The sequence below is a fragment of the Bradyrhizobium sp. UFLA05-153 genome, assembly GCF_054185185.1.
Map to the genome: position 1 here is coordinate 54,117 of NZ_JBBIAM010000023.1, position 25,132 is coordinate 79,248.

Here is a 25,132-nt window from a genome sequence, read left to right on the forward strand (position 1 = left end):
CTCGCGATGATCCGGTACGTTTTCAGGATGATTGTCGAGGACGGCAATGCGAGCGCGAAAATCGCCACGTTTGGTTTCGACGGCAGGCGCCATCACGTTGATGACGCAGGCGATGATGGGTGCGGCCCTCGGGCTTATCTTTGGCCTCGCGCTGGTGCTCATCAATCCTGCCGTTGCGGCGCTGCTCAAGGCTGGCGGAAGCCCGACCATTTTCGTGTTCGTCATCACGCTCGTGACGAGCTTTGCGATCGGCGCAACGCTGACGGGCGCCGTGTTCGTTTTGATGGATGACAAGGAAACTTGAAGCACGCGCAACGGCGCATGTCGCGCTCGCGCTGGAACTCTCGCGCCCAATCGCTGTTGGCTCCCTGCGTCAATTTAACTCAAGGGAGTTCCGCGCATGAAGAAGACCCATCTCGGCTTAGCCGTAATCGTGGCAGCCGGCCTCGCCGCCGCGCCGTTTGCCGCCGACGCGATGTCCAACAAGACCAAGCATCATAAGTCCATGACGTCGTCGCAGACCACGACCGGTGCGAACATGAAGTCCAGCGGCGGTGCCGCCAATCCGTCGAGCCAGGGCAATGTCGGCCCGGGCACCAATCAAGCCGGCAGCATGCCCAGCAAGTGAGCCCATTTACGCCTTTGAGAAGCCCCGCGCGCCGCGGGGCTTTCTTCTTGATCGGCGGATGCGAGCGACGCCGCTAGCGCCACATCGTCGGCGCGCGGTTGAGCGCATCGCGGCCAGCTCGCCTGAGGTCGTCGGCCGAGCAGCACCCCATCCGGATCATCTCGAGAACTGTCGCGGCGACGCGCTCGCGCGCGGCCGTCTCGGATGTGGGGATGTCCGTGCAGACCTCATCAAGAACCGCGCGCAACAGAGCTGTCGTCTCGGTATCCGACATCGGAAGGCTCCGGCACGTCGCGTGACGTGTCTGACTTAGCCGCGTCGGATGTCAGGAATGTTAAGGCCGGATCGGTCCTGCGCTGCGCTTTGCGGCTCGCGCTTCACGAGCGTTTCGAGCATCGCGCGCTTGCGCGCGATCAAAAGCTGGGCTGCGGCATCGTCGAGGCCGGCACGCTGCAACTGGCGGATGGCCGACCCAAGTTCGAGGATCTCGGCGCGCAGTTTCAGAATCCGGTACGCGTCCGGGTCCTCATCCACGGCGAGCCCCCGGCTTCACCGGCGCACGGCCATGTGGGCCGCTTTGTGACCGTTCTTCTTGGGATCGTTCTTGACGTTCGCGCGGAGACTCATCCGCTCGCCAATATTGGGCAGGAGATCGCCGCCGCCGGCCGCCTTCCAGTCAGCGATCAGCCGCTTCATGTCCTGGCGCAGTCCGAGCAATCGAAGCGCGCTTTCGTTGCAATCGCGATCACGGTTGACGAGGTCGCGCACCGACGCCTCAAGGTCCACCATCTCGGACCTTAATGTACTGATTTTACGACGAATTTCATTAATTCTGTTGTCCATGGCTTGTTAGAACAAAATAAGAACATATAGTCAAGTCACGATTCAGGGATGGAGAGTGGAAATGCGAGTGGAAGGTAAATACGACGCCAAGGATTTCCTCGCCGCGCAGATGACGCGGGCCCAGGTCCTACGGCTGCGGCGGCTGAGCGAGGAGGCCTATCAGCCAAGCCAGTATGCGAGGGATCTCAGCTTCGACGAGGCAGCAAAGCGCATCCAGGCGCTGGAGGCCGAGATCGAGCTTGCCAACTCGTTCTGAGGTGCCGGATCACTTCCGCGCAAAGGCTTCCTTGAGGAAACAGAGCCCGTCATAGGTGAGCCGCGCCTCGCCGGTCTCGCCTCTGGCAATCTCTGATTCGAGGAAGGTCTCGAGCTCAGGGAGGGTGCGTTCGAATTTGTCGCGCGCGCCCATCATCTCGCAGGTCTCGCGGATGCGTTCGATCGGCTTGTCGAGGATATTGATCGTGACCATGGCGAACAATTCGCGCTGCTGCCAGTCCGTTCCGCGCGGGGTGATTTTGTTCTCTGTCGCGCGTCAGCCGGCGGCAGTCACGTGTGTCGTTGTCGCTATTGAGGAATCCTGTCACCGCGTCCGGCTAAAGCGCGATGAGATTGGGCTGAATCGTCATCGCGCTTTAGGTTATTGTCTGAGCATGATCTTTTCGGAAAACCGCTTCACACTTTTCCGGATCATGCTCTAGGCAAGTGACAAGGAACCATGCGCAGGCGAAAGCGGTTCTCTCGCCATGGGAGGATGCTCATGGCACGCAAGGCAAAGAAACGGCGCTATTCGAGGAGCTCCGGCAAGGATGTCGAAAGCGAGATGCGCCGCTACAAGAAAGGCACGGCCAAGAGCGGTCGTGGCGGACGCGGTGGACGCGTGAAGAGCCGCAAGCAGGCGATCGCAATCGGCCTGTCAAAGGCGCGCAAGAAGGGCAAGAAGGTCCCGAAGAAGAAGAAGACGTCGAAGCGCAAGGGCTCGAAGAAGAAGTCGAGCAAGAAGCGCTCCCGGTGAGACGAAATTCGGTGGCGCGCGAAGCTCCCGTGCGCCGCCCAAGGTCGATACGTGTCCTTTAGATCATGGTGCCGGGCATGAAGCAGCGGATCGAAATCCCGAACGCAGTCTTCACGGGCCATACCATGGTTCGCCCGGCCCGATTGGGCTCGGTGATGACGGCCTCATCGGGCACCTCGACCCACTGACCGTCGATGCGCACGCGATAGTGCCCCCCATACGATTCCCAATCGGGGTCAGCGACCGCCACGCCATCGGCATCTGAGCAACATGGACCGAGGTGGCTGCGCAGGCTGTCGAACCATGGCTTGAGCGGGGAATCCGTATAACGTCCGTCGTCGCGACCCAGCGCACTTTGGGTGCAGAGCACAAGCGGCACCAGCAGTAACGCGCCCCTGCTGAAGGCCTTCAATCGATCCATCGTTGGCACCGATTCCTGACGAGGTCCGGTTCCACAAAGCGGGCCCCCTCTTGGAGTTCCGCTGATGCAACCATCCTCGCCCGTCGAGCCGCAAAAGGCGACTCACGACCTGCTTGAGTGAATGTGAATTTTTGGGCCGAACCCTGTCCGCAACAGATCCGTTAACGCGAATGTTATCGGGCGGTGCCGGCTTATCCCCTCAAATGGACGGCTCTCCGCAGGTTCGCGCGACCGTCGCGGAACGCGGGCCAATCTCCGGATGAAACTCGTGACGTTCCCGAAACGGTTGTCCGCGGCAGGTGTTGACCTGCCGTGTGAAGACAACGGAGACAGCACATGAACTGGAAACGATTGGCCGCAGCCGCAGTCCTCACCACCGCAATGGCGGCGCCTGCATTGGCGCAGGAGCCTCACGCGCGATCGATGAGCGCAAGGCACCATGGGCAGGTTTACTATCATGAGGGCTCAGGCTTTTGGCCGGGCGACGTAGCCGCCGGCGTGGTCGGCGGCGCGATCGGAACGGCAGGCGCGATTGCGACCGCACCGTTCCGCGGCGGGTATTGCGAACCCGGCATGACCTATATAGGCCCAGACGGCTTGCGACACCGCTGTTAGTAAGCACAGCCGATACGAAAGAGGCGGCCGCGAGGCCGCCTCTTTTATTGTTGCGTGATCTCTCTTTGCTTAGGCGAGCGGCACCGCGACGAACTTCGTCGCCTCCGCGCTCTTCACCTGCAGCAGCACGCTGCGCTTGCCAGCGGATTTCGCCTGCTTCAACTCAGTCCGGACGTCATCGATGCTGGCGACGGCCTTGCCGCCGACATTGAGGATGACATCTCCGGTCTGGATGCCGCGGCTTGCCGCCGGGCCTTCCGGATCAACGGAGGTGACGACGACACCCTTCTGGCCCGCGCCCTGCACGTCGCCGGCCGGTGCGAGGCTGAGGCCGAGACGCGGCGTTCCGGCGGTCGACTGACCTTCGTCCGCCTTGTCATTCGCCTTCCCATTCGCCTTGGCCTGACGCTCGTTCGGGAGCTCGCCGAGATTCACGCTCACGGTCTTGCTCTCGCCCTTGTGCCAGACGTCGAGCTTCACCGAGCTGCCCGGCGCCATCGTGCCGATGGTACGGGCGAGATCGCGGGAGTCCTTGATCGCGGTGCCATTGACGGCGGTGATGACGTCACCGGCCTCGATTCCGGCCTTGGACGCCGGGCTGTTGTCCTGCGGGGTATCGACGATCGCGCCGCGGGCTTCCTTCAGCCCGAGGCTGTCGGCGATATCAGCCGTCACCGGCTGCACCTGGACGCCGAGCCAGCCACGCGTGACCGAGCCGTTGTCCTTGAGCTGGGCGACGACGAGCTTTGCGGTGTTGGCCGGGATGTCGAATCCGATGCCGACCGAGCCGCCGGACGGCGAGAAGATCGCAGTATTCACGCCGATCACGTTGCCGTTCATGTCGAAGGCGGGACCGCCGGAATTACCCTTGTTGATGGGCGCGTCGATCTGGATGTAGTCGTCATAGGGGCCGGCGCCGATGTCGCGGCCGTTGGCCGAGACGATACCCGCCGTCACCGTGCCGCCGAGGCCGAACGGATTACCGACGGCAACCACCCAGTCGCCGATCCGCGGGCGCTGCTCGGAGAATTTTACGAACGGAAAATCCTTCTTGCCGTCGACCTTGATCAACGCGAGGTCGGTCTTCGGATCGGTGCCGACGACCTTGGCCGTGTAGATCGTACCGTCGTCCGCCGTCACCTGCACGGACTGGGCGTGGTCGACGACGTGATTGTTGGTCACCGCATAGCCGTCGGCCGAGATGAAGAAGCCCGAGCCTTCGCCGGTGATCACGCGGTGGCGCTGCGGCATGCCGTTGGGCATTTGCTGCATGCCCTTCGGCAGGCGGAAGCCGAACTCCTTCGGGAACTGATCGAAAGGTGAATCCTCATCCGAATCCATCCGGTTTTGCTGCAGCATCGCATTCTTGTCGGTCTGGTCGATCTTGACGCGCACCGAGATCACGGCGGGCTTCACCTTGGCCACCAGATCGGCAAAACCGGGTGGGGTCGGCGTCGTCTCGGCGGCGAGCGCTGGCGAGGTGAAGGACGCGCCGGTAAACGGCGAGTATCCGTTCGAAGCACCGGCAAGCACGGCAACGCCGAGCGCGGCCACGGTACCGAGCAGCGCGAGGCGCCGGGGTTTCAGGATCGCACGCGGCCTGGCGGAATCGGGATTGATGTGATCGTTCATGTCGAAATGTCCATGTTGGTAGCAGTCGCCTTGCGCCCAACATTGACGACACAACATTACGACGTCCCGTCCACGCGATTAATTCTTGGCAAAGAAAGCTGCGACGAGCAGCCGCGGGTGACGGCGCTTGATGCAGGTCAACGCAGATCGAGGGATCGGTGAAAAATTACGGCGTGGAAATGATCTCCGCCGGAGGCGCCGCCATGATCAAGGACATTCTCGTCCACATCCCGACCGAACGACCCATGCGCCCGGTCATCGATGGCTCGGTGTCGCTCGCCGCCGGCTTCAACGCTCATCTCGATGCGGTCTCGGTCGGCTATGTCGCAACCAGCACGGCCTATGTGATGGAAGGCGGCGCGGCCGTGGCCGCGGTGTTCGAGATGGAGCGCGAACGAGCGACGGAGCGCGCCGAGACGGCGCTTGCGGTATTCGAGACGGAAGCCGGGCATGCCGGCATTTCCCATAGCTGCCACCCGGTCGGTGCGATCCCGGCGGACGCGATCGACATGGTCGGCGCGATGGCACGGCTCCACGATCTCAGCGTCGTGCTGCAGCCCGATGCAGATCATGGATCCTTCGACAGCGACCTGCCGCAGGAGATTCTGTTCCAGGCGGGCGGACCGGTGCTGTTCCTGCCACATATCTTCCGCGGCACCTTCAAGACACGGCGAATCGGCATCGCCTGGGATGGCAGCCGCGTTGCGGCGCGCGCAGTGCGCGACGCGATGCCGTTCCTGTCGCGGGCCGCGGAGATCGTCATCATGACTGTGAACGAGGCGACGTCAGCGCCGGGCGCGGCTCCGGCGGATCAGCTTGCAAGACATCTGGCACGGCTCGGGCTGGAAGCCCGCATCGTCAGCCTGTCGGCGAGCCGCGCCGACATTCAGCCGACGATCCTGTCGCTCGCGGCCGACGAGAGCCTCGATCTGCTGGTGATGGGCGGCTATGGCCATTCGCGCTTGCAAGAGCGCGTGCTAGGCGGCGTCACCCGCGCGATGCTGCAAACTATGACGATCCCGACGCTGATGTCGCATTAGCGCGAACTTTGCGCTTCACGCGGCGGCAGTGTGCTGCCACTCTGCCGGGGCTGCTGCGTCGTCAGCGCCTTGCGTATTGCAGGCGTCGAAGTGAGCCTTCAGCTCCGCTTCGGCGAGATGTTCGAAATGCTCGGCCTGGCCGAGAAGATCCCAGCTCTGCAGGGGTCGATATGCCGCCTGCTGACGGCACAAGGACGCCAGAGCACGGTACCGACGCACGTTCTCCATGAGAATCTCCCACCTTGGCTACGCCCGGCTTATTTCGCCGGTTTGCGTCACACTGATTGCACTCGTGCGAAACATTTGCTGCGTGGACCACTCTTTCCTTGAAAGAGTTAACGCGGACATCGGCCCGTTGGCATTGCCCTGGGTCAAACTTTGGGGAAAGTTTCGCCGAGACTGTATTTTGATCATGCCACAAAGTTGCGGCATCTGTGGGGCAAGTCACAGCCAAATGCAGCAATTTTGGCTATGAGTTCCTCCGTATGGCCGCAAACAAGGTAACGGCGGTACACAGGTGCTGCGACAGGCACGCAGCTCGCGACTTCTCGAGCCGCACGGAACCGGAACCGGCGGCTTTTTCATTTGGAGCGGTGATGGCCGTGACGGCGCTGTTGCAGCGCGGCGATCGCGTCTATCGCATCCAAATACCTTTCCATCACGTGGATGCCCGACCAAGTAGCCCTGCATCGCCCCGAAGGCGTCGCGTGACCCGCGGTTATCGAACCAATTCGCTCTCGCCAGCCCGCGCCAGCGAAGCCGAACCCAATTGCAGCTTCGGAACCCGGCCAGCTTGCGCAGCAACGCGGATCGCGGCGATGTTGTTCGCGTAGTCGGCGCTGCCGTTGCCGCGGAACACCGCCGATCCCGCCACCAGCGTATCCGCGCCGGCAGCCGCAACGGCGGCCGCGTTGTCGCGCGTGACGCCGCCATCGACCTCGAGCCGGATCGGCCGGTCGCCGATCATCGCGCGGATGCGCTGGATCTTCGTAATCTGCGATCCGAGGAACGATTGCCCGCCGAAGCCCGGATTGACCGTCATCACAAGGATGAGGTCGACGCGATCGAGCACATATTCGATAGCTGATTCCGGCGTTGCCGGGCACAGGCTCACGCCGGCCTTCTTGCCGAGCGCCCGGATTGCCTGCAAGGAGCGATCGAGATGCGGCCCCGCTTCGGCATGGACCGTGATGATGTCGGCACCGGCTTTCGCGAAAGCTTCGAGATAGGGATCCGCCGGCGCGATCATCAGATGGACGTCGAACGTCTTGCTCGTAAACGGCCTGATCGCCTTGATCACGTCGGCACCGAAACTGATATTGGGTACAAAATGCCCGTCCATCACGTCGCAATGGATCCAGTCGGCGCCGGCCGCATCCATCGCAGCGATCTCTTCCCCGAGCCTCGCGAAATTCGCCGCCAGGATCGACGGCGCAATGATGATTTCCCTTGTCATGGCTTTGCGCTCCGCGCGTCAGATCCGCCGCTGAACACGCGGCTGGCCAGCACGTCCGAGGAATCGATGGTCTCGAGGTCCGCGACCCCAAGCATGCGGTCGAGATCGGCAACCAGCCGGTCGGCCTGGCGCAACCGGATGCGGTCGACGGCGTTGCGGATCGAGCGCGCATTTGAGAAGAACGGCTGCGTCCGACGCAGCGCGATATACTTTTCGAAAGCCTCGCGCGCGGCAGTCGAGAAGCGATATCCCCGCTCCTGCAACATCAAGTCCGCAATAAAGCGCAATTCCTGTTCGGAATAGTCGGGAAATTCGATGTGGTGGGCGATGCGCGAGCGGAAGCCTGGATTGGAGGCGAAGAAATTCGTCATCCGCTCGCCATACCCGGCGAGGATGACCACGAGGTCCTCACGTTGGTTCTCCATCACCTGGAGCAGGATCTCGATCGCCTCCTGGCCGTAGTCGCGCTCATTGTCGGGCCGGTGCAGGTAGTAGGCCTCGTCGATGAACAGCACGCCGCCCATCGCCTTCTTCAATATCTCCTTGGTCTTCGGCGCAGTATGGCCGATATATTGCCCGACGAGATCGTCGCGCGTTACCGAGATCACCTGCCCGCGCCGCACGAAGCCGAGACCGTGAAGGATCTTTGCCATGCGCAGCGCGACTGTGGTCTTGCCAGTGCCGGGATTGCCGGTGAAGGACATGTGCAAGGTCGGCGGCGCGGCGACGAGGCCCGCACGCTGCCGTATCCGCTCGATGAGGAGGAGCGAGGCGATCTGACGCACGCGGTTCTTGACCGGCTTCAACCCGATCAGCTCCTGATCGAGCTCGCGCAGCGTCTCGGTGATTCCTGCGGCTTCAGCCTCCTTGCGGAGATCGAATGCGGCTTCACTGGTCTCTGTCTTTTGCGGCACATCAAGCATGGGCATCTCGAAGAAAGGGGCTTCGCCGCGAACAGGCGGCGAAGCAGTTGTCCGCCAAGGGAGCGGAGCAGGGAGAGCTCCGCGCGGAAACGAATGCTGTCTAGGCCGAAGCGTGCTCAGCCGGCTTGCGGACGGTGGTATACCGGATCGCCCGTCCTGCAACCTCCTGCCGCACCAGCTCGAATTCAGCCTCCTGCTTCGGCCGGTTCACGAGGAACGAGATCCGCACCGATTCCCAGCCATGGCTGGAATCGAAGCCACTGATGCGGATGTAACGATCGCCATACACCCTGCGGCATTCGGCGAGCTCCATCATCACACCGGCGGCGTCGGCAAGATCGAACATCGGCAGGCCCCACATCTCCCAATAGGTGTTGCGGGGATGCGGATCGTCGGTGAACTCGATATTCACGGCCCAGCCGTTGGCGAGGCAGTACTGCACCTGCTTGTAGATCTGATCGTCGGTGAGATCAGGCAGGAAGGAAAAACACCCTTGCGTCAACTTCATCTCATGTCTCCTCAAACGGATTCCAGCGCGGTCGGCACGAAGTCCGGCGTGTCGGTGGATTGGTAGTTGAAGGTGACGTCCTTCCAGACGTCGAGCGCGGCCTTCAGCGGCGTGCAAGTCTGTGCCGCCTTGGCCAGGATCTCCGGCCCTTCATGGACGTAGTCGCGACCCTCGTTGCGGGCGAGGATCATTGCTTCCAGCGCCACGCGGTTGGCTGTCGCGCCCGCCGCAATCCCCATGGGATGACCAATCGTGCCGCCGCCGAATTGCAGCACGACGTCCTCACCCAGCAAATCGAGGAGCTGGTGCATCTGGCCGGCATGAATGCCGCCGGAAGCGACCGGCATCATCTTGTTCAGGCTCGCCCAGGGTTGGTCGAAGAACAGGCCGTGCTCGAGCCTCAATGGGTTGAAGTCTTCGCGGCAGACGTCGTAATAGCCGCGCGTGGTGTTGGGGTCGCCCTCGAGCTTGCCGACCACCGTGCCGGCATGGATGTGGTCGACGCCGGCAAGCCTCATCCACTTGGCGATGACGCGGAACGACACACCGTGGCTCTTCTGCCGCGTATAGGTCGAGTGACCGGCGCGGTGCAGATGCAGGATCATGTCGTTGCGGCGCGCCCATTTCGCCATGGATTGGATCGCGGTGTAGCCGATCACGAGGTCGATCATGACGATGACCGAGCCGAGCTCCTTGGCGAACTCCGCGCGCTCATACATGTCCTCCATCGTCGCGGCGGTGACGTTGAGGTACGTGCCCTTCACCTCGCCCGAGCCGGCCTGTGCGCGGTTGACGGCCTCCATGCAGTAGAGGAAGCGGTCACGCCAGTGCATGAAGGGCTGCGAGTTGATGTTCTCGTCGTCCTTGGTGAAGTCGAGCCCACCTTTCAACGCCTCATAGACGACGCGGCCATAATTGCGGCCCGAGAGACCGAGCTTCGGCTTCACCGTTGCCCCTAACAGCGGCCGGCCGAACTTGTCGAGGCGTTCACGCTCGACCACGATGCCGGTTGCGGGCCCCTGGAACGTCTTCACATAGGCGACCGGGAAGCGCATGTCCTCGAGCCGCAAGGCCTTCAGCGGCTTGAAGCCGAAGACGTTGCCGATGATTGAGGCCGAGAGGTTCGCGATCGAGCCCGGCTCGAACAGGTCGAGGTCGTAGGCGATATAGGCGAAATACGAGCCCGGCGTGCCCGGCACCGGATCGACGCGGTAGCACTTGGCGCGATATTTCTCGGCCGCGGTCAGACGATCGGTCCACACCACCGTCCAGGTCGCGGTCGAGGATTCACCGGCCACGGCCGCCGAAGCCTCGATCGGGTCGACGCCCTCCTGCGGCGTCACGCGGAACAGCGCGATGACGTCATTGTCCTTCGGCACATAGTCGGGCTCCCAATAACCCATGCGCTTGTATTCCATGACGCCCGAGCGATAGCGCTCTTTGCCGCGGACCGTGCCTGCATGTGCGTTCATGTCTCTCTCCTGTTCTTCTCTCTGCTCTTTGATTGATCAGGCCGCGACGGATTCGCGGGTGTCGATGCGCGGGTCCAGTTCGCCGGCACGGTACCGCCGCGCCATCTCGCTCATGGGAATGACCTTGATCTTGCTGGCGTGGCCTGAGGTGCCGAACTGCTCGAAGCGCTCTCGGCAGAGGTCGCGCATCGCGTCCATGGCGGGCTTCAGGAATTTGCGCGGATCGAACTCAGAGCGCGCTTGCGCGGCCACTTTCCGGAACACCGCGGTCATCGCCAGGCGGCAGTCGGTGTCGATGTTGACCTTGCGCACGCCGCTCTTGATGCCGCGAACGATCTCCTCCACCGGTACACCCCAGGTCTGCGGCATCTCGCCGCCGAACTGGTTGAACATGTCCTGAAGCGGCTGCGGCACCGAAGAGGATCCGTGCATGACAAGATGCGTATTCGGCAGCCGGCGATGGATCTCCTCGACCACCCGCATCGCCAGGATGTCGCCATCCGGCTTGCGGCTGAACTTGTAGGCGCCGTGTGAGGTGCCCATCGCGATCGCCAGCGCATCGACCTTGGTGGCGCGGACGAAATCGACGGCCTGGTCGGGATCGGTCAGCAACTGGTCGTGGCTGACCTTGCCCTCGACGCCGTGACCGTCCTCCTGTTCGCCGCCGCCATGCTCGAGCGAGCCCAGCACGCCGAGCTCGCCTTCAACGGAGGCGCCGACCCAGTGCGCGAGGTCGACGACGCGGCGGGTGATGGCGACGTTGTAGTCGTAGTCGGCGGCTGTCTTGGCGTCGGCCTTGAGCGAGCCGTCCATCATGACGGAGGTAAAGCCATGGGCGATTGCACTGGCGCAGGTCGCCTCGTCATTACCGTGGTCCTGGTGCATGCAGAGCGGGATGTCCGGATAGGTCCGCTCCAGTGCGTCGATCATGTGCGAGAGCATGAGGTCGCCGGCATAGCTGCGCGCGCCGCGCGAGGCCTGGATGATGACGGGCGCATCGACCTCGGCCGCCGCCTGCATGATCGCGAGGCCCTGCTCCATGTTGTTGATGTTGAACGCCGGAACGGCATAGCCGTGGTGAGCTGCGTGATCCAGCAGTTGCCGAAGGGTAATGCGTGCCAAGGGACGTCTCCGTTCGTTTCTATCTTTCAGTTCAGATCAGCCGGCCCATCGCCGCCGCAGTGTCGGCCATGCGATTGGAAAAGCCCCATTCGTTGTCGTACCAGCTCATCACCCGCACCAGATTTCCGTCCATGACCCTGGTCTGATCGAGATGGACGATGCTGGAACGTGGGTCGTGGTTGAAGTCGGTCGAGACGTTGGGCGCGTCGGTGACGCCGAGGATGCCCTTGAGCCAGCCGTTCGCCGCGGCCTGCACCGCATCGTTGATTTCCTTCAAGTTCGTCGCGCGCCTGGCGACGAACTTGAAGTCGACTGCCGAGACATTCGGCGTCGGCACGCGGATCGCCACGCCGTCGAGCTTGCCCTTGAGCTCCGGAAGGACCAGGCCTACCGCCTTGGCCGCGCCGGTCGAGGTTGGGATCATCGACAGCGCCGCGGCACGGGCGCGGTAGAGGTCCTTGTGGAATGTGTCGAGCGTCGGTTGATCCCCCGTGTAGGAGTGGATCGTGGTCATAAATCCCTTCTCGATTCCGACGGTCTCGTCCAGCACCTGGGCGAGCGGCGCCAGGCAGTTGGTCGAGCACGAGGCGTTGGAGACCACGACGTGATCGCCCGTCAGCTTGAGATGGTTGACGCCGAACACGACGGTGAGGTCGACCTCGCTCGCAGGCGCCGAGACCAGCACGCGCTTGGCGCCGGCCTGAAGATGCGCAGCCGCCTTGTCGCGCGAGGTGAAGAGGCCGGTGCATTCGAGCGCGATGTCGACACCGAGCGCGCGATGCGGAAGCTGCGAGGGATCCTTGACCGCGGTCACCTTGATCGGGCCACGACCTATGTCGATGGCATCGCCGTCGACCCTGACTTCGCCCGGGAAGCGGCCATGGACGGAGTCATACCGGAGCAGGTGCGCATTGGTTTCGACCGGCCCGAGGTCGTTGATGGATACCACCTCGATGTCATTGCGACGCGACTCGGCGATCGCGCGCAGGACGTTGCGGCCGATCCGACCAAATCCGTTGATGGCGACACGCAAGCTCATGCTGCTTTCCCTTCGTTCCGACGTGCGACCGAGCGCCTGGCCGCTTCCGCAACGCTCTGCGGTGTGATGCCGAATTCGCGGTACAGCACTGGCGCCGGTGCAGAGGCGCCGAAGCCACGCATGCCGACGAATTCACCGTCCGCGCCGATCCAGCGCGGCCAGTCGCCGAGGACGGCGGCCTCGACGCCGACGCGCGGCGCGGTGCCCAGCACGGCCGCGCGGTACTCCTCCTGCTGCTCCTCGAACAGCGCGAAGCAGGGCGCGGAGACGACGGCAGCGCGGATGTGCTCGGTCGCGAGCAGGCGTGCGGCCTCGATCGCGATCGAAACCTCCGAGCCAGTTGCGACCAGCGTCACGTCGCGGCCGCCGTCCGGCGCGACGACGAGATAGGCGCCGCGCGCAACACGGTTCGTGCCGCGTGCATCGCTGCGGAAGGTCGGCAGCGCCTGACGCGACAGGCACAGCACGGAGGGACGCGTGGTCGCTTCCAGCGCGCAGTCCCAGGCCTCCAGCGTCTCCACGGCGTCGGCGGGACGAAACACCAGCAGATTTGGAATCACGCGGAGCGCAGCGAGATGCTCGACCGGCTGGTGCGTCGGACCGTCCTCGCCAAGACCGATGGAGTCGTGGGTCATGACATGGATGACACGCAGCCGCATCAGGGCCGCAAGCCGGATCGCCGGCCGGCTGTAGTCGGAGAAGGCCAGGAACGTGCCGCCATAGGGGATGAAGCCGCCATGCAGCGCGATGCCGTTCATCGCCGCCGCCATGCCGTGCTCGCGGATGCCGTAATGTATGTAGTCGCCGGCAAACCGGCCACGCGTGACGGGAACCTGCGTCTTCGCATGCGTCAGGTTGGAATGGGTCAAATCGGCCGAGCCGCCGACGAGGCCCGGGATTGACGACGCGATGCCGTCGAGCACCTGTTGCGAGGCCTGCCGCGTCGCAAGCTTCGGACGCTCGGTGGCAAAGCGCTCGCGCAATTTCGACGACGCCTGGGCATAGGCGCTCGGCAGGGCCAAAACCATGCCCTCGACGAACAGCTCGCGCTGCGCTGGGCTCGCGCACTCATAGCGATCGAGCCAGGCGAGACGGTCGACCTGCCCGCGTTGTCCGATCATGCGCCACGCCTTCATGATCGGAATCGGCACCACGAAGGGCTGATAATCCCAACCGAGATTCCGCCGCGCAGCCGCCGTCTGCTCGGTGCCGAGCGGCGCACCATGTGCCTTCTCGGTGCCCTGACGGTCGGGCGCGCCGTAGCCGATGATGGTGCGGCAGGCGATCAGCGACGGCCTTGCGGTTTCGCGCTCTTCCGCGATCGCTTGCGCGACCGCTTCCGGATCATGTCCGTCGACGCGGCGCACCGACCAGCCGGAGGCGGCGAAGCGCGCGAGTTGATCGTCCGAGGTCGCAAGCGAGGTCGGCCCGTCGATGGAAATGCCATTGTCGTCGAACAGCACGATCAGGCGGCCGAGCTGGAGATGACCGGCAAGGGAGATCGCCTCCTGGCTGATGCCTTCCATCAGGCAGCCGTCGCCGGCGATCACGTAGGTGAAGTGATCGACCAGGCCATCGCCATGCTGCGCATTCGCCATGCGCTCGGCGAGCGCCATGCCAACCGCGGTCGCGATCCCCTGCCCGAGCGGACCCGTGGTGGTCTCGACGCCCGGCGTGTGGCCATATTCCGGATGACCCGGCGTCTTCGAGCCCCATTGCCGGAAGGCCTTGATGTCGTCGAGGCTGACTGCGCCGCCAGTGAGATAGAGCAGCGCGTAGAGCAGCATCGAGCCGTGGCCGGCCGACAGCACGAAGCGATCGCGGTCCGGCCAATTGGGATGCGCCGCGTCGAATTTGAGGAAGCGCGAGAACAGCACGGTCGCGACATCGGCCATGCCCATGGGCAGGCCGGGATGGCCGGACTGCGATTGCTCGATGGCGTCGACCGCGAGGAAACGGACGGCGTTGGCGAGATCGGCATGGCTGACCGCATTGAGGTCGGCTTCGGCATGAACCGAGATGTTCATCGGATCCTCCCGTTGTTGTCGTTGTTGTGCGTCACTTCATGCTTCGCTTGCGCTCGATGAGCTGCATGATCAAAGGCGTCAGGATGAGCTGCATCGCGAGATCGAGCTTGGCGCCAGGACAGACGATCGAATTTGCACGCGACATGAAGCTGTGCGGCAGCATCGAGAGCAGATAGGGGAAGTCGATGCCGCGCGGATTCTTGAAACGGATCACGACCATCGATTCGTCCGGCGTCGGGATCCAGCGCGCGATGAAGGGATTGGACGTGTCGACCGTCGGCACGCGCTGGAAATTGATGTCGGTCTCGGTGAATTGCGGGCAGATGTAGTGGATGTAGTCGGGCATCCGCCGCAGGATGGTGTCGGTGACGGCCTCGGTCGAATAGCCCCGCGCGCTGCGGTCACGGTGCAGCTTCTGGATCCACTCAAGATTGATGACCGGCACGACGCCAATCTTCAGGTCGGCATAGCGTGCGACGTTGACCTTGTCGGTGACCACGGCACCGTGCAAGCCCTCATAGAACAGAAGGTCCGAATTCTCCGGCAGCCGCTCCCATTCGGTGAAGGTGCCGGGAGGCGCGCCATGCAGCGCAGACTCTTCGGTGTCGTGGATGTAGTGGCGCGTCACCGCGGTGCCGGTCTCGCCATAGTCGCGGAACGCCCGCTCCAGCTCCTCGAACAGATTGGTCTCGGGGCTGAAATGGCTGAAATGCTTGTTGCCGCGCTCGGCTTCCTTCGCCATCTGCGTACGCATCTCGGCGCGGTCGTAGCGGTGGAACGCATCGCCCTCGATGTAGACGGCATTGACGCGCTCGCGGAAGAAGATCTGCTCAAAGGTCTTCTTGACCGAGGTAGTGCCGGCGCCGGAGGAACCGGTGATCGAGATGATCGGATGCTTCCTGGACATGTGTCACCTCCTTCAGAGCCGGAAGAAACCGCGCCGCGCGAACAGCGGCGCCGACACGCTCGCGACCAAGAGCGGATCGCAATGCAGTTCCTCGACACGCCGCACCTCGTGTTGCGAGCCCATGATCAACGGCACGCGCTGGTGCAGATTGTGCGCGGCGAGATCGAGGATGCGCTCGCGCCCGGTGGAAGCCGCCCCACCCGCCTGCTCCATGATGAAGGCCATCGGATGCGCCTCGTAGGTCAGGCGCAGGCGGCCGTCGCCGTAACCGGGGCGCGCATCGGACGGATAGAGGAACACACCGCCGCGAGTCAGGATGCGGTAGGCTTCCGCGACGAGTGAGGCGACCCAGCGCATGTTGAAATTGCGGTTGGCGGGACCGTCGACGCCGGCGAGGCATTCGTCGACGAAGGCGCGCACCGGCGCATCCCAGTGCCTGCGGTTCGAGGCGTTGATCGCGAACTCGTCGGCCGTCTCGGGGATCTGCACGCCGCGCCGCGCCAGGCGGAAAGAGCGCGCGCGGTCCAGCGTGAAGACGTCAACGCCATCGCCGAGCGTCAGCACCAGCGAGGTCTGCGGACCGTAGGTGACGAACCCCGCCGCAAGCTGGGCCGAGCCGCGCTGGTGGAAGGCGAGGCCAAGATCATCGGGGGCGGGCAGGATCGAGAAGATCGTGCCGACCGTCATGTTGATGTCGATGTTGGAGGAGCCGTCGAGCGGATCGATCGCGACGCAGGTTTTTGCCGTGCGGTCGACGATCTGCGGCTCGCGCATCTCCTCCGATGCGAGCGCCGCGATCGGCGCTTTGCCGAGGCAGCGGCGCAGGATTGCATCCGCCCGCAGGTCGAGGTCGCGCTGCAGATCACCGTCGCTGTTGCAGCCGGTGGTCAGACCCGAGGCATCGGACAACTGACCGGTGCCTGTGAGGTCCGCGATTTCGATCGCGGCGGTAGCAATGGCATCGACCGCGGCTGCCACGGCCAGCGCCTCCGGCACGGTTTCAGAATACCGTTGAAGATAGTCGTCCAGCCTGAGTTGCCCGGTCATCTTGCGTCCATCCCCTCGTGGCCGCCGCTATCCTTGTTCCCGGGTTGGGGAGTGGAGCGGCTGGTCCCAGCACGAAGAAATTGACAGAGCCGGCCCAATAAGGAAAATTTCTATTCATAATGAGCGCCAAAGAATTTTCTTATAATAGCCACCCGGCGACCCAGCTACGGCATCTGACGATCCGGCAGCTCCGGTCGCTCGCAGCGCTGTCGGCCAAGGGCAGCGTGACGGCTGCCTCGACGCATCTCGGGCTGACGCAGCCGGCGGTCACTCAGCAACTCCGGCAATTGCAGGATCTGGCGGGACTGCCTCTGGTGCAGCGGACTGGCGACGGCATGTTGCTGACGGAAGCGGGCAAGGAGGTGCTGGCGCTCGCCGATCGCATCGAAGCCGCGATCGCGGATTGCCAGGGCGCGCTCGATCTTCTGGCGGGGCGAACCGGCGGCACGGTGCACCTCGGCGCGGTCTCGACCGCAAAATACTTCGTGCCGCACGCCATCGCGGCGTTCTCGCAGCGCTATCCGAAGATCGAGATCAAGCTGACCATCGGCAATCGCGAGGATATCCGCGAGGCCATGCACGGCTACGATCTCGATTTTGCGGTGATGGGTCGGCCACCGGCCGACGTCACGGTCGACGTCCGCCAACTGGGGCGCAACCCGCACATCATCGTCGCGCGCAAGGGGCATTGGCTGGAGAAGGATTCCGGCCTCAACCTGACCGACCTCGTGCACGAGACTTTCCTCACGCGCGAGCCTGGATCCGGCACGCGGACGCTGATGGAAGGCATGTTCCAGAAGTCGGATCTCGAGCCGATCATCGGCATGGAGATGAGCAGCAACGAGACCATCAAGCAGGCGGTGATCGCAGGCCTGGGCATCGCCTTCATCTCCGCGCACACGGTCGCGCATGAGCTCGCCGAAGGCCGTCTCATCATCCTCGACGTCGCGGGCCTGCCCATCGTCCGGCAATGGTACGTGATCCGCCGCAGCGACAAGGTGCTGCTGCCACCGGCACAGGCGATGTTCGATTTTCTGGGCTCGGAGGGTTCGAACTACCTGCCTGACGTGCCGGAATTGCGCGGACGCTGACCGACGCATCGAAGCTCGGTCGAACGTCAGCTCATCAGCTTCATGATCAGCGCCGCTGCCAGCACGCAGATGATCTGCAGCAAGCGCTCGGTTGTGAAGATCCTGTTGAAGGTCGTCATTGCAGTCCCCTGCCCGCGATTCGCCTCTCGCCCTGCTAGCACGGCTTTACCGATGCGACGATCCTCGTGCAACGGAATGGATCCGCTTGGTGCTGGAACGCGCGTTCGCAGTATGCGGAACTGCGCGCCATTCGAGAACGGGCTCGAGGATTTCATGAAAGCTCTTATGGAGTTGTTAATCCTAAATGCTACCCCCCGTGCAGCGATAGCTCCATAACAACTCTCGGATGTATTTCTCTTAATGGTTTTCCTGCACCAAGGTGCAACGTACAGCTGCAGCACTCAAGCGCGAGGCTGGCGACCGGTACGAACCTGTCAATTCTGCCAGAAGGCTGTCAATTCATGTTCGCCAAGACGCTGGAGCTGGCGCAATCCTCGGAAGCCAAACGGACGATGTACACGCGCCTCGTTCTCGGGGCGGTGACGATCGGCGTTCTCGCCAAGACCATATGGTTCGCCCGGATCGGGCCGCTGCAACAGCGCGGTCTCGTCGATTTCGACGATTTCCACATCGTCGCGCAGAGGGTCTGGCTCGGCGATGTCCACCAGGCCTATCAGCTCGACAAGCTCTTCCAGATGCAGCGTGAGATGTTCGGTGCCACGAACTTCCTGCCTTGGACCTATCCGCCGCAATTCAACGTGCTGATTGCGCCCCTCGCGCTGTTGCCGATCGGGCTCGCTTATTTCCTGTTCACGGCCGCCACGCTCGCCTTCTTCCTCGTGACGCTGCGGGCGATCGCAGGGCGAGCCTTCGCGCTGGTGCTGGTGGTGATGTTTCCCGCGCTTGCCGTCACCCTCTCCTGCGGACAAAACGGATTCTTGACCGCAGGATTGATCGGCCTGATCTGCCTCAATGTCGAGAAACGCGACGCCTCAGGACAGGTGTTCGCAGGTCTCGCGCTCGCGGCAATGGTGATCAAGCCGCATTTGGCGGTCGCGATGGCAGTCTATCTTCTGATCACGCGCCGCTGGGTGACGCTTTTGACCGCCGCCATCGGCGTGCTGGCGAGCTCGGTTCTGTGCACGCTGCTGTTCGGTCCGCAGATCTGGCCCGCGCTCTTCGACGCCGTCAGGGCTTCGGCGAGCTATCTGGAGCGCGGCAGCTATCCGCTGTTCCGCATGATTTCCTCCTATGCCGCCCTGCATACGCTGGGCGTCGCCCCAGCGCTCGCGTTCTGGGGGCAAGCGATCTGCGCCGGCCTTGCGTTGCTTGCGATTGGCGTTGCGGTGGCCCGCAAGCTGTCGCCGCGCACCGCGCTCGGCGTCGCCGCGCTGGTGTCGGTGATGATCAGCCCCTACGCCTATGATTACGATCTCCCGATCGTGGGCATCGGTTTGGCGCTGCTGATTCCTGACCTCACCAGAGCGGCGAGTTCCGCCGAGCGGGGCATCATTTACGCGCTTATCCTCGTTGCCGGCGCTTACGGGATGCTGGAGACGGCGGGTCTGAAAGTGTCGCAAGGCGCGCACCACGCGGTGAAGCATCAGATGATCCCCGCCGTCGGCGCTTTCGCCGTGGTCCTGCTCCTCGCCCTCATCCTTCGCATTCTGCTAAGGCGTTGCCACGACACGCGGGGGACTCAGGACCAGAGCGTCGTGCTGCACAACGCGGGTCACCCGCTTTGATCGAACTTTATGAAGGCCGGTATGGGGTCCTCGAGTCGGCCATCCAGCTTAACAAAGTTCTTCGGATGCCGATCGAGACGATCCACACATCGGACTTCATGTCGTGGCTATCGCGGGCACCGCGCTCGCGACCATGTTCATAAAGTCATATCTGCGCGAATGCCGTTATGAATTCGGCGCGACCGTCTTGTCGGTTGCCTTGAGGCCGCCGCCATTGACGATCGTCACGGTAAGACGACAGAGATCGGCAAGGCCGATCAACAGCACGCTGAACAGGAAGAACAAATTGATGTCATGCGCGTCCGTACGCGTCAGCGGGCCGAACTCGAAGAAGGGCGGCATGAAGGCCCACCAGACCAGCGGAACGGTGAGCAGGATGGCGAACACCGCCGCAGGCGCTCCCGCGACGATCCCCACGATGAAAACGGCCGGCAGGAACGCGGCAAAATAGAGCTGGGCGCCAAAGAGAGCGCAGGCGCCCTGGAAGCCGGCCGAAGCCACCAGCACAATGAAGGCGAACCCAAAGGCCTGCCAGGACCACGGCTGTATCTTCGGTCCAGAGAACGTTCCCGGGCGGCTCATTGGAAATCCCCTTTTGCGCCGCGAACGCGGCTGAGGTTCCAAGCAAGGCTAGCACACCTGTTCGGGGCCCGCGATAGTTGTGCATTGCGAAATGAGCGGTACCAGGCCGTGATAAATGGCCACCGCCGGCGTGTGCTGCCTGCGGTGGCCAGCAGCCTATTCGTGCCGGTCCATCGCAGAGCTGCTCTTGGTATCCCGCATCGTGAGATAGACGAGCAGCGACACCGCGATGCAGCCCGTGAGATAGTAGTAGAACCAGCTTTCGTGCCCGATCGACTTGAACCACAGCGCAATCGATTCCGCGGTGCCGCCAAAGATCGAGACGGTCAGCGCATAGGGCACGCCCACGCCGGTTGCGCGCACGCTGGTCGGAAACAGCTCCGCCTTCACCACCGCGTTGATCGCGGTATAGCCGGACACGATCATCCACGCGGCCGCGATCAGCAGGAAGGCGGTCAGCGCGTCGTGCGCGGCCTGGAGCGTCGTGAGGAGCGGAATGGTGAACAGCGTACCGGACACGCCGAAGCCGATCAGAAGCCATTTGCGCCCGATGCGATCGGAGATCGCGCCGTAGATCGGCTGCAGCACCATCGCGAAGACGAGGCTTCCGGCGGTCACCATCGTGGTCTGGTCGTCGGTTAGCTTGACCGAGAGACGGAGGAATTTCTGCATGTAGGTGGTGTAAGTGTAGAATGCCGCAGTCCCGCCCATGGTGAGGCCGACCACCAGCAGCAGCTCGCGCGGATAGTTGAGGAGCGCTCGGAGGGAGCTGGTCTTCTTCACCACCGCCTGGCTGTTCTTGAACGCCTCGGTCTCGTGCAGGTTGCTGCGCATCAACGCGGCGACGACCGCGAGCACTGCGCCGAAGGCGAATGGCACGCGCCAGCCCCAGGCGCGGATCTCCTCGGTCGACAGGAACACCTTCTGCAACAATAGCAACACCAAGATGGCGCAGAGCTGGCCGCCGATCAGCGTCACGTACTGGAAGCTGGAATAGAAGCCGCGGTTCTTCTCGTCGGCGACCTCGCTGAGATAGGTGGCGCTGGTGCCGTATTCGCCGCCGAGACTGAGGCCTTGCAGGATGCGCGCGAGACCGAGGATGACCGGTGCAGCAAGCCCGATCGAGGCATAGGTCGGCGTCACCGCAATGATCAGCGAGCCGAAGCACATCATCACGACGGAGAGCGTCAGCGCGTTGCGCCGGCCGTAGCGATCGGCGAGATGGCCGAACAGCCAGCCGCCGAGCGGCCGCACCAAAAAGCCGGCGGCGAACAGCAGCGCCGCATTGAGCTGCTGCACCACCTCGTCGCCGTCGGGGAAGAATGCCTTGGCGAAATAGAGCGCGAACGCCGCATAGGCGTAAAAATCGTACCACTCGACGAGATTGCCGACCGAACCGACGAAGATCGCGCGCAGCCGGCGCCTCATGTCGGCGCCCGCGCGCGGTTCGGCGCCCGGTGCGGTGAAATCGGTGATCGAGGCTTCCTGTGAACTCATGACGTCCTCCAACGCGTTTGCCCGTGGGGACGGTCCGCTCACTTGTTGGCTCGCGAGTTGGCGCCGTCCCGGCTTCCGCCTCTGTCAGCAACGGCCGTGCCAGCCGCGATCGATGGGCAGAGCGGCCGGATTCGCGCGTTTTCGCAAGCTTTCTGCGGGGACAGTTCGGGCTGGCGAGAATTCATCGGCGGAAATCCGCCGACGCGCGCGAGGTAATCGGCGGATTTCCGCCGATCATGCTGCTCGCTCAGCCGTCCTTCCGACCAGGCCGCGCCAGCGCATATTTCGTCATCTTCTCGTTCAGCGTCCGGCGGGGAATGCCGAGCTCCTCGGTGACGGCGGCGATCGAGCCGTCATGCTCGCGCAGGCTTGCCTCGATCAGCGCCCGCTCATAGGCCGCGACGCGTCCGGCGAGCGTCCGCTGCGGCGCGCCCGGCTCGCCACGTCGCAGGATCTCGGCGACGCTGCGACCGGTCGCCGCCAAGCCCAGTGCATAGCGCTCGGCGACGTTCCTCAGTTCGCGCACGTTGCCGGGCCAGTCATGGGCAAGCAGCGCGTCGAGATCACCGGCCCGGAGCGGCGTCAGCGTGCGGCCGGCGCTCTTTGCGGCGGCAGCGGCAAAGTGCTCGAACAGCAGCAGCACGTCATTGCCGCGATCGCGCAGCGCCGGCAGGTCGATCTCGGCGGCGGCGAGACGGAAATAGAGGTCGGAGCGGAAGCGGCCGTCGCGGCTGTCGGCGGCAAGATCGCCCTTGGCGGCCGCAATCACCCGGACATCGACCGGAAGCAGCTTGTTCGATCCGACACGCTCGATGGTGCGCTCCTGGAGTGCACGCAGGATCTTGGCCTGGAACGGTAGCGGCATGCTCTCGATCTCGTCGAGCAGCAGCGTGCCGCCATTGGCATGCTCGAACTTGCCGATGCGTGGCCCGCGCGCGCCGGTGAAGGCGCCGGCCTCGTGGCCGAACAGCTCGCTCTCGAACAGATCGGCCGGGATCGCCGCGCAGTTCACGGCAACGAACGGCGCCTTCGCACGAGGCCCGAAATCATGCAGCGCCCGTGCGACCAGCTCCTTGCCCGTCCCGGTCTCGCCGGTGACGATGACGTCGCGGTCATGGGCGGCAAGCTCCAGAACGCTTGCGCGCAAGCCAGCCATCGGCTTCGACACACCGATCAGCCGGGCTTCGATCGCGCCAGCCGCAGCGAGACGGCCTTCGAGCTCGCCGAGCTGCAGTTTCAATTGCCGCCGCTCGACCGCGCGGGAGATCACGGCGGAAAGCTGTTCCGGATCATAGGGCTTTTGCAGGAAGTCATAGGCGCCCTCGCGCATCGCGGCGACCGCGAGCGGCACGTCACCATGGGCGGTCAGCAGCACCACGGGAAGATCGGGATCGGCGCGGTGGATCGCCCGCATCAGCTCGAGCCCCGACGTCTGCGGCATGCGGAAATCGCTCAGCACGACGTCAGGCGCACGCTGCTTCAGCAGCACCATCGCCTCGTCGGCGCCGGCTGCGACCCGCACCGTGAAGCCACCGAGCTCCAGCCACTGCCGCACCGAATTGCGGACGATCTCCTCATCGTCGACGACGAGCACAGCACCGCTCATGCGTGCAGCTCCGACCTGGCCGACGACATGCCGGCCTCGACGAGCGGAATGATCACCTTGAACGTCGATCCCTGGCCCGGCACGCTCTCCACCAGGATGTCTCCTCCGAATTCCCGGACAATCCCGTACGAGATCGAGAGCCCCAGGCCAAGCCCCTCGCCGATCTCCTTGGTGGTAAAGAACGGGTCGAACAGGGATTTCATATGCTCGGGCGCGATTCCCTTGCCGGTATCGCTGATCGCGATCACGGCCACGCCCTCCCGCCATTCGAGCACGACGCCGAGGATACGCCGCTCGCGACCCTGCATCGCATCGATCGCGTTCGACAGCAGGTTGACCAGGACCTGCTCGAGGCGAACGGGATTGGCAAAACCATGCACTGGCTCCGTGCCAAGGGCGCGCACGACCTCGATGCCGTCGTTGTTGATGCGGTATTGCAGCAGGCGGAGCGCATTGTCGACGACGGCCGCGAGCGCGACGGCGCTGCGCGCGCTGGTTTCCTTGCGCGCGAACATCCGTAGGTGCGAGATCAGCGCCATCATGCGCTCCGCGACTGCGGACATCAGGTCGAGATTGGCCGCCGCACGCTCGACCTCGTTGCGGCGAAGCAGGACGCGGCTGCTTGCCACATAGGTGATCAGCGCCGCGAGCGGCTGGTTGATCTCGTGCGCGACGCCGGCCAGCGCCTGGCCGAGGCTTGCGAGCTTGGCGCTTTGCACGAGGTTCTCGTGGGTCCGCCGCAGCTCCTCTGTCCGCTCGGCGACGCGCTGCTCCAGCGCGTCATGCGCCTCGAGCTTGGCGCGGAGCACCTGGCGCCGCTGATCGGCGACCATGATGCCCATCAAGAGCGCGACGAGCGCGAAGACGCAGGCGGTAGCGATCGTCGCTGCATGACGCCGAGCATCGACCACATCGGAAAACAAAAGCAGCTTCCAGCCGTGATCGAGCGGCCGGACCTCAAGGGTGTATTCGCCAAGCTCCGCGCCGCCGCGCCCGCGTGCACGGCCGATCTGCACGCCCTCGCGGTTGCCGCCGGGAACGAAGACCGGCTCCGCATCGATCGCCTGGCCGAACTGCCGCGCCGCGCTCAGCTCCGCGACGTGGTCCGCGCGGATTTGCGTCAGCGGGTGATATTTCCACTCCTGGCGGCTGGCGAGGAAGATCACGCCATGCTCGTCGGCCATGGCGATGAGATCGCCGGCGCGGGCCCAGTCGGTCTCGAGCGGGCTGAGATCGATCTTGACCACGGCAACGCCGAGGATCTTGCCGCCCTCCTCGATGCGATGCGAGAGGAAATAGCCGGGCTGCCCGGTGGTGGCGCCGACCGCATAGTAGTGCCCTTCGCCGGTCCGCATCGCGTCCTGGAAATAGGGGCGGAAGGCGTAGTTCTGCCCGACGAAGCTCGACGCATCGTCGAAGTTGCTGGCGGCGAGCGCAAAGCCCGTGCTGTCGAGCACGAAGAGCTCTGCTGAGCCTGCCTTCTGATCCAGTGATTGCAAATAGCGATTGGCAGCCACGATCGCCGCCGCATCGCCGGGATTGCGATAGAGCTCGCGGATCGGATCGGCGAGTGAGAGGACCGCCGGCAGATAACGGTAGCGCGCGACGGTGGCATCGAAGCTGCTGGCGATCAGCGTGAGCCGGTCGTTGGCTTCGCGCTGCATGCGCGCGAAATCTGCGTCCAGAGCGACAACGTAGGTCAACCAGCCTGCCGCTGCGACCGCGGCGAGCGCGAGCGCGCCGATCAGCGCACGCCGCATAGAGGCAGGATGAACAGGCTGCATCAGGATTCCCATATCCGCGGGCTCTTCGATCAGCCGGCACGGTAATTATGGGCGCGCATGATGCAGGTGTGCAACACCGGCATCAGGTTAGTCTTCGGACGCCGCAGGGCATCAAATGGTTAACGCTGCGCGGCT

The 25,132-nt window shown here is 63.9% G+C and carries 28 protein-coding genes; 8 read left to right on the top strand and 20 right to left on the bottom strand.

The window, feature by feature from the left end; genetic code table 11:
* Positions 1-46: 46 nt before the first annotated feature.
* Both Q2941_RS16220 and Q2941_RS16225 read left to right on the top strand, forming a co-directional pair.
* Positions 47-304, top strand: coding sequence for a hypothetical protein (locus Q2941_RS16220; RefSeq protein ID WP_027524357.1), 258 nt, complete (start codon positions 47-49; stop codon positions 302-304).
* 96 nt (positions 305-400) lie between these two features.
* The gene (locus Q2941_RS16225; protein WP_458193085.1) at positions 401-628 is read left to right on the top strand and encodes a hypothetical protein; all 228 of its coding nucleotides are present in this window, start codon (positions 401-403) and stop codon (positions 626-628) included.
* Between the two features lie 73 nt (positions 629-701).
* Here the strand turns inward: Q2941_RS16225 and Q2941_RS16230 are convergent, their stop codons facing one another.
* Genes Q2941_RS16230 through Q2941_RS16240 form a run of 3 tightly spaced genes read right to left on the bottom strand, consistent with a single transcriptional unit; the run spans position 702 to position 1,417 of the window.
* Positions 702-902 (bottom strand): hypothetical protein, encoded by a 201-nt coding sequence (locus Q2941_RS16230; protein WP_027524355.1) that lies wholly within the window; start codon positions 900-902, stop codon positions 702-704.
* A gap of 35 nt (positions 903-937) precedes the next feature.
* The gene (locus Q2941_RS16235) at positions 938-1,162 is read right to left on the bottom strand and encodes a hypothetical protein (RefSeq protein ID WP_254107441.1); all 225 of its coding nucleotides are present in this window, start codon (positions 1,160-1,162) and stop codon (positions 938-940) included.
* Positions 1,163-1,177: 15 nt separating this feature from the next.
* A complete protein-coding gene (locus Q2941_RS16240; protein ID WP_027524353.1) occupies positions 1,178-1,417 on the bottom strand; it encodes a hypothetical protein in 240 nt (79 codons plus the stop codon).
* 115 nt (positions 1,418-1,532) lie between these two features.
* Between Q2941_RS16240 and Q2941_RS16245 the strand changes: the two genes are divergently transcribed.
* Positions 1,533-1,727, top strand: a complete 195-nt coding sequence (locus Q2941_RS16245; protein ID WP_027524352.1) for a DUF3072 domain-containing protein — start codon at positions 1,533-1,535, stop codon at positions 1,725-1,727.
* A gap of 9 nt (positions 1,728-1,736) precedes the next feature.
* On the opposite strand, the gene Q2941_RS16250 is transcribed toward Q2941_RS16245, so the two are convergent.
* The gene (locus tag Q2941_RS16250) at positions 1,737-1,940 is read right to left on the bottom strand and encodes a hypothetical protein (protein ID WP_254107442.1); all 204 of its coding nucleotides are present in this window, start codon (positions 1,938-1,940) and stop codon (positions 1,737-1,739) included.
* A gap of 288 nt (positions 1,941-2,228) precedes the next feature.
* On the opposite strand from Q2941_RS16250, the gene Q2941_RS16255 reads away from it, so the two are divergent.
* The gene (locus tag Q2941_RS16255) at positions 2,229-2,483 is read left to right on the top strand and encodes a DUF6496 domain-containing protein (protein WP_254107443.1); all 255 of its coding nucleotides are present in this window, start codon (positions 2,229-2,231) and stop codon (positions 2,481-2,483) included.
* Positions 2,484-2,541: 58 nt separating this feature from the next.
* On the opposite strand, the gene Q2941_RS16260 is transcribed toward Q2941_RS16255, so the two are convergent.
* Entirely contained in the window at positions 2,542-2,904 is a 363-nt protein-coding gene (locus Q2941_RS16260) for a hypothetical protein (RefSeq protein ID WP_035663003.1), read from the bottom strand.
* Positions 2,905-3,240: 336 nt separating this feature from the next.
* On the opposite strand from Q2941_RS16260, the gene Q2941_RS16265 reads away from it, so the two are divergent.
* Positions 3,241-3,519 carry a hypothetical protein gene (locus Q2941_RS16265; RefSeq protein ID WP_084801502.1) on the top strand — a complete coding sequence of 93 codons (279 nt, stop codon included), beginning with the start codon at positions 3,241-3,243 and terminating at the stop codon, positions 3,517-3,519.
* Between the two features lie 69 nt (positions 3,520-3,588).
* Here Q2941_RS16265 and Q2941_RS16270 read toward each other — a convergent pair whose 3' ends face one another.
* Complete coding sequence (locus Q2941_RS16270) at positions 3,589-5,151, bottom strand: Do family serine endopeptidase (RefSeq protein WP_458193086.1); 1,563 nt, start codon at positions 5,149-5,151, stop codon at positions 3,589-3,591.
* Between the two features lie 203 nt (positions 5,152-5,354).
* Between Q2941_RS16270 and Q2941_RS16275 the strand changes: the two genes are divergently transcribed.
* The gene (locus Q2941_RS16275) at positions 5,355-6,191 is read left to right on the top strand and encodes a universal stress protein (protein WP_027524349.1); all 837 of its coding nucleotides are present in this window, start codon (positions 5,355-5,357) and stop codon (positions 6,189-6,191) included.
* A gap of 15 nt (positions 6,192-6,206) precedes the next feature.
* Here Q2941_RS16275 and Q2941_RS16280 read toward each other — a convergent pair whose 3' ends face one another.
* From Q2941_RS16280 to Q2941_RS16325, 10 genes are all read right to left on the bottom strand, one after another.
* Positions 6,207-6,419, bottom strand: a complete 213-nt coding sequence (locus Q2941_RS16280; protein WP_027524348.1) for a hypothetical protein — start codon at positions 6,417-6,419, stop codon at positions 6,207-6,209.
* A gap of 490 nt (positions 6,420-6,909) precedes the next feature.
* Positions 6,910-7,647 (bottom strand): ribulose-phosphate 3-epimerase, encoded by a 738-nt coding sequence (gene rpe / locus Q2941_RS16285; RefSeq protein ID WP_027524347.1) that lies wholly within the window; start codon positions 7,645-7,647, stop codon positions 6,910-6,912.
* On the bottom strand, positions 7,644-8,570 hold the full coding sequence (gene cbbX, locus Q2941_RS16290; RefSeq protein ID WP_458193087.1) for a CbbX protein: 927 nt from the start codon (positions 8,568-8,570) through the stop codon (positions 7,644-7,646). The genes rpe and cbbX overlap by 4 nt, the downstream gene beginning before the upstream one ends.
* 100 nt (positions 8,571-8,670) lie before the next feature.
* Positions 8,671-9,078, bottom strand: coding sequence for a ribulose bisphosphate carboxylase small subunit (locus Q2941_RS16295; RefSeq protein WP_458193088.1), 408 nt, complete (start codon positions 9,076-9,078; stop codon positions 8,671-8,673).
* A gap of 11 nt (positions 9,079-9,089) precedes the next feature.
* Entirely contained in the window at positions 9,090-10,550 is a 1,461-nt protein-coding gene (locus Q2941_RS16300; protein ID WP_458193089.1) for a form I ribulose bisphosphate carboxylase large subunit, read from the bottom strand.
* Positions 10,551-10,586: 36 nt separating this feature from the next.
* Positions 10,587-11,672, bottom strand: coding sequence for a class II fructose-bisphosphate aldolase (gene fba, locus Q2941_RS16305; RefSeq protein WP_458193090.1), 1,086 nt, complete (start codon positions 11,670-11,672; stop codon positions 10,587-10,589).
* Between the two features lie 31 nt (positions 11,673-11,703).
* Positions 11,704-12,711, bottom strand: coding sequence for a type I glyceraldehyde-3-phosphate dehydrogenase (gene gap, locus Q2941_RS16310; RefSeq protein WP_458193091.1), 1,008 nt, complete (start codon positions 12,709-12,711; stop codon positions 11,704-11,706).
* Complete coding sequence (gene tkt / locus Q2941_RS16315) at positions 12,708-14,738, bottom strand: transketolase (RefSeq protein WP_458193092.1); 2,031 nt, start codon at positions 14,736-14,738, stop codon at positions 12,708-12,710. The genes gap and tkt overlap by 4 nt, the downstream gene beginning before the upstream one ends.
* Positions 14,739-14,769: 31 nt before the next feature.
* Positions 14,770-15,645, bottom strand: a complete 876-nt coding sequence (locus tag Q2941_RS16320) for a phosphoribulokinase (RefSeq protein WP_027524340.1) — start codon at positions 15,643-15,645, stop codon at positions 14,770-14,772.
* 12 nt (positions 15,646-15,657) lie between these two features.
* Positions 15,658-16,692, bottom strand: a complete 1,035-nt coding sequence (locus tag Q2941_RS16325) for a class 1 fructose-bisphosphatase (RefSeq protein WP_458193093.1) — start codon at positions 16,690-16,692, stop codon at positions 15,658-15,660.
* A gap of 119 nt (positions 16,693-16,811) precedes the next feature.
* Here Q2941_RS16325 and Q2941_RS16330 point away from each other — a divergent pair, with 119 nt between their 5' ends.
* Both Q2941_RS16330 and Q2941_RS16335 read left to right on the top strand, forming a co-directional pair.
* Positions 16,812-17,783, top strand: coding sequence for a LysR family transcriptional regulator (locus Q2941_RS16330; RefSeq protein WP_458193094.1), 972 nt, complete (start codon positions 16,812-16,814; stop codon positions 17,781-17,783).
* 461 nt (positions 17,784-18,244) lie between these two features.
* On the top strand, positions 18,245-19,528 hold the full coding sequence (locus Q2941_RS16335) for a glycosyltransferase family 87 protein (RefSeq protein WP_458193095.1): 1,284 nt from the start codon (positions 18,245-18,247) through the stop codon (positions 19,526-19,528).
* Between the two features lie 165 nt (positions 19,529-19,693).
* On the opposite strand, the gene Q2941_RS16340 is transcribed toward Q2941_RS16335, so the two are convergent.
* The 4 genes from Q2941_RS16340 to Q2941_RS16355 form a co-directional block, all read right to left on the bottom strand.
* The gene (locus Q2941_RS16340) at positions 19,694-20,110 is read right to left on the bottom strand and encodes a DUF4118 domain-containing protein (protein ID WP_254107459.1); all 417 of its coding nucleotides are present in this window, start codon (positions 20,108-20,110) and stop codon (positions 19,694-19,696) included.
* 156 nt (positions 20,111-20,266) lie between these two features.
* The gene (locus Q2941_RS16345; RefSeq protein ID WP_458193118.1) at positions 20,267-21,538 is read right to left on the bottom strand and encodes an MFS transporter; all 1,272 of its coding nucleotides are present in this window, start codon (positions 21,536-21,538) and stop codon (positions 20,267-20,269) included.
* 316 nt (positions 21,539-21,854) lie between these two features.
* Positions 21,855-23,213, bottom strand: coding sequence for a sigma-54-dependent transcriptional regulator (locus Q2941_RS16350; RefSeq protein WP_458193096.1), 1,359 nt, complete (start codon positions 23,211-23,213; stop codon positions 21,855-21,857).
* The gene (locus tag Q2941_RS16355) at positions 23,210-24,997 is read right to left on the bottom strand and encodes an ATP-binding protein (RefSeq protein WP_458193097.1); all 1,788 of its coding nucleotides are present in this window, start codon (positions 24,995-24,997) and stop codon (positions 23,210-23,212) included. Before Q2941_RS16355 ends, Q2941_RS16350 begins: the two co-directional genes overlap by 4 nt.
* Between the last annotated feature and the right edge of the window lie 135 nt (positions 24,998-25,132).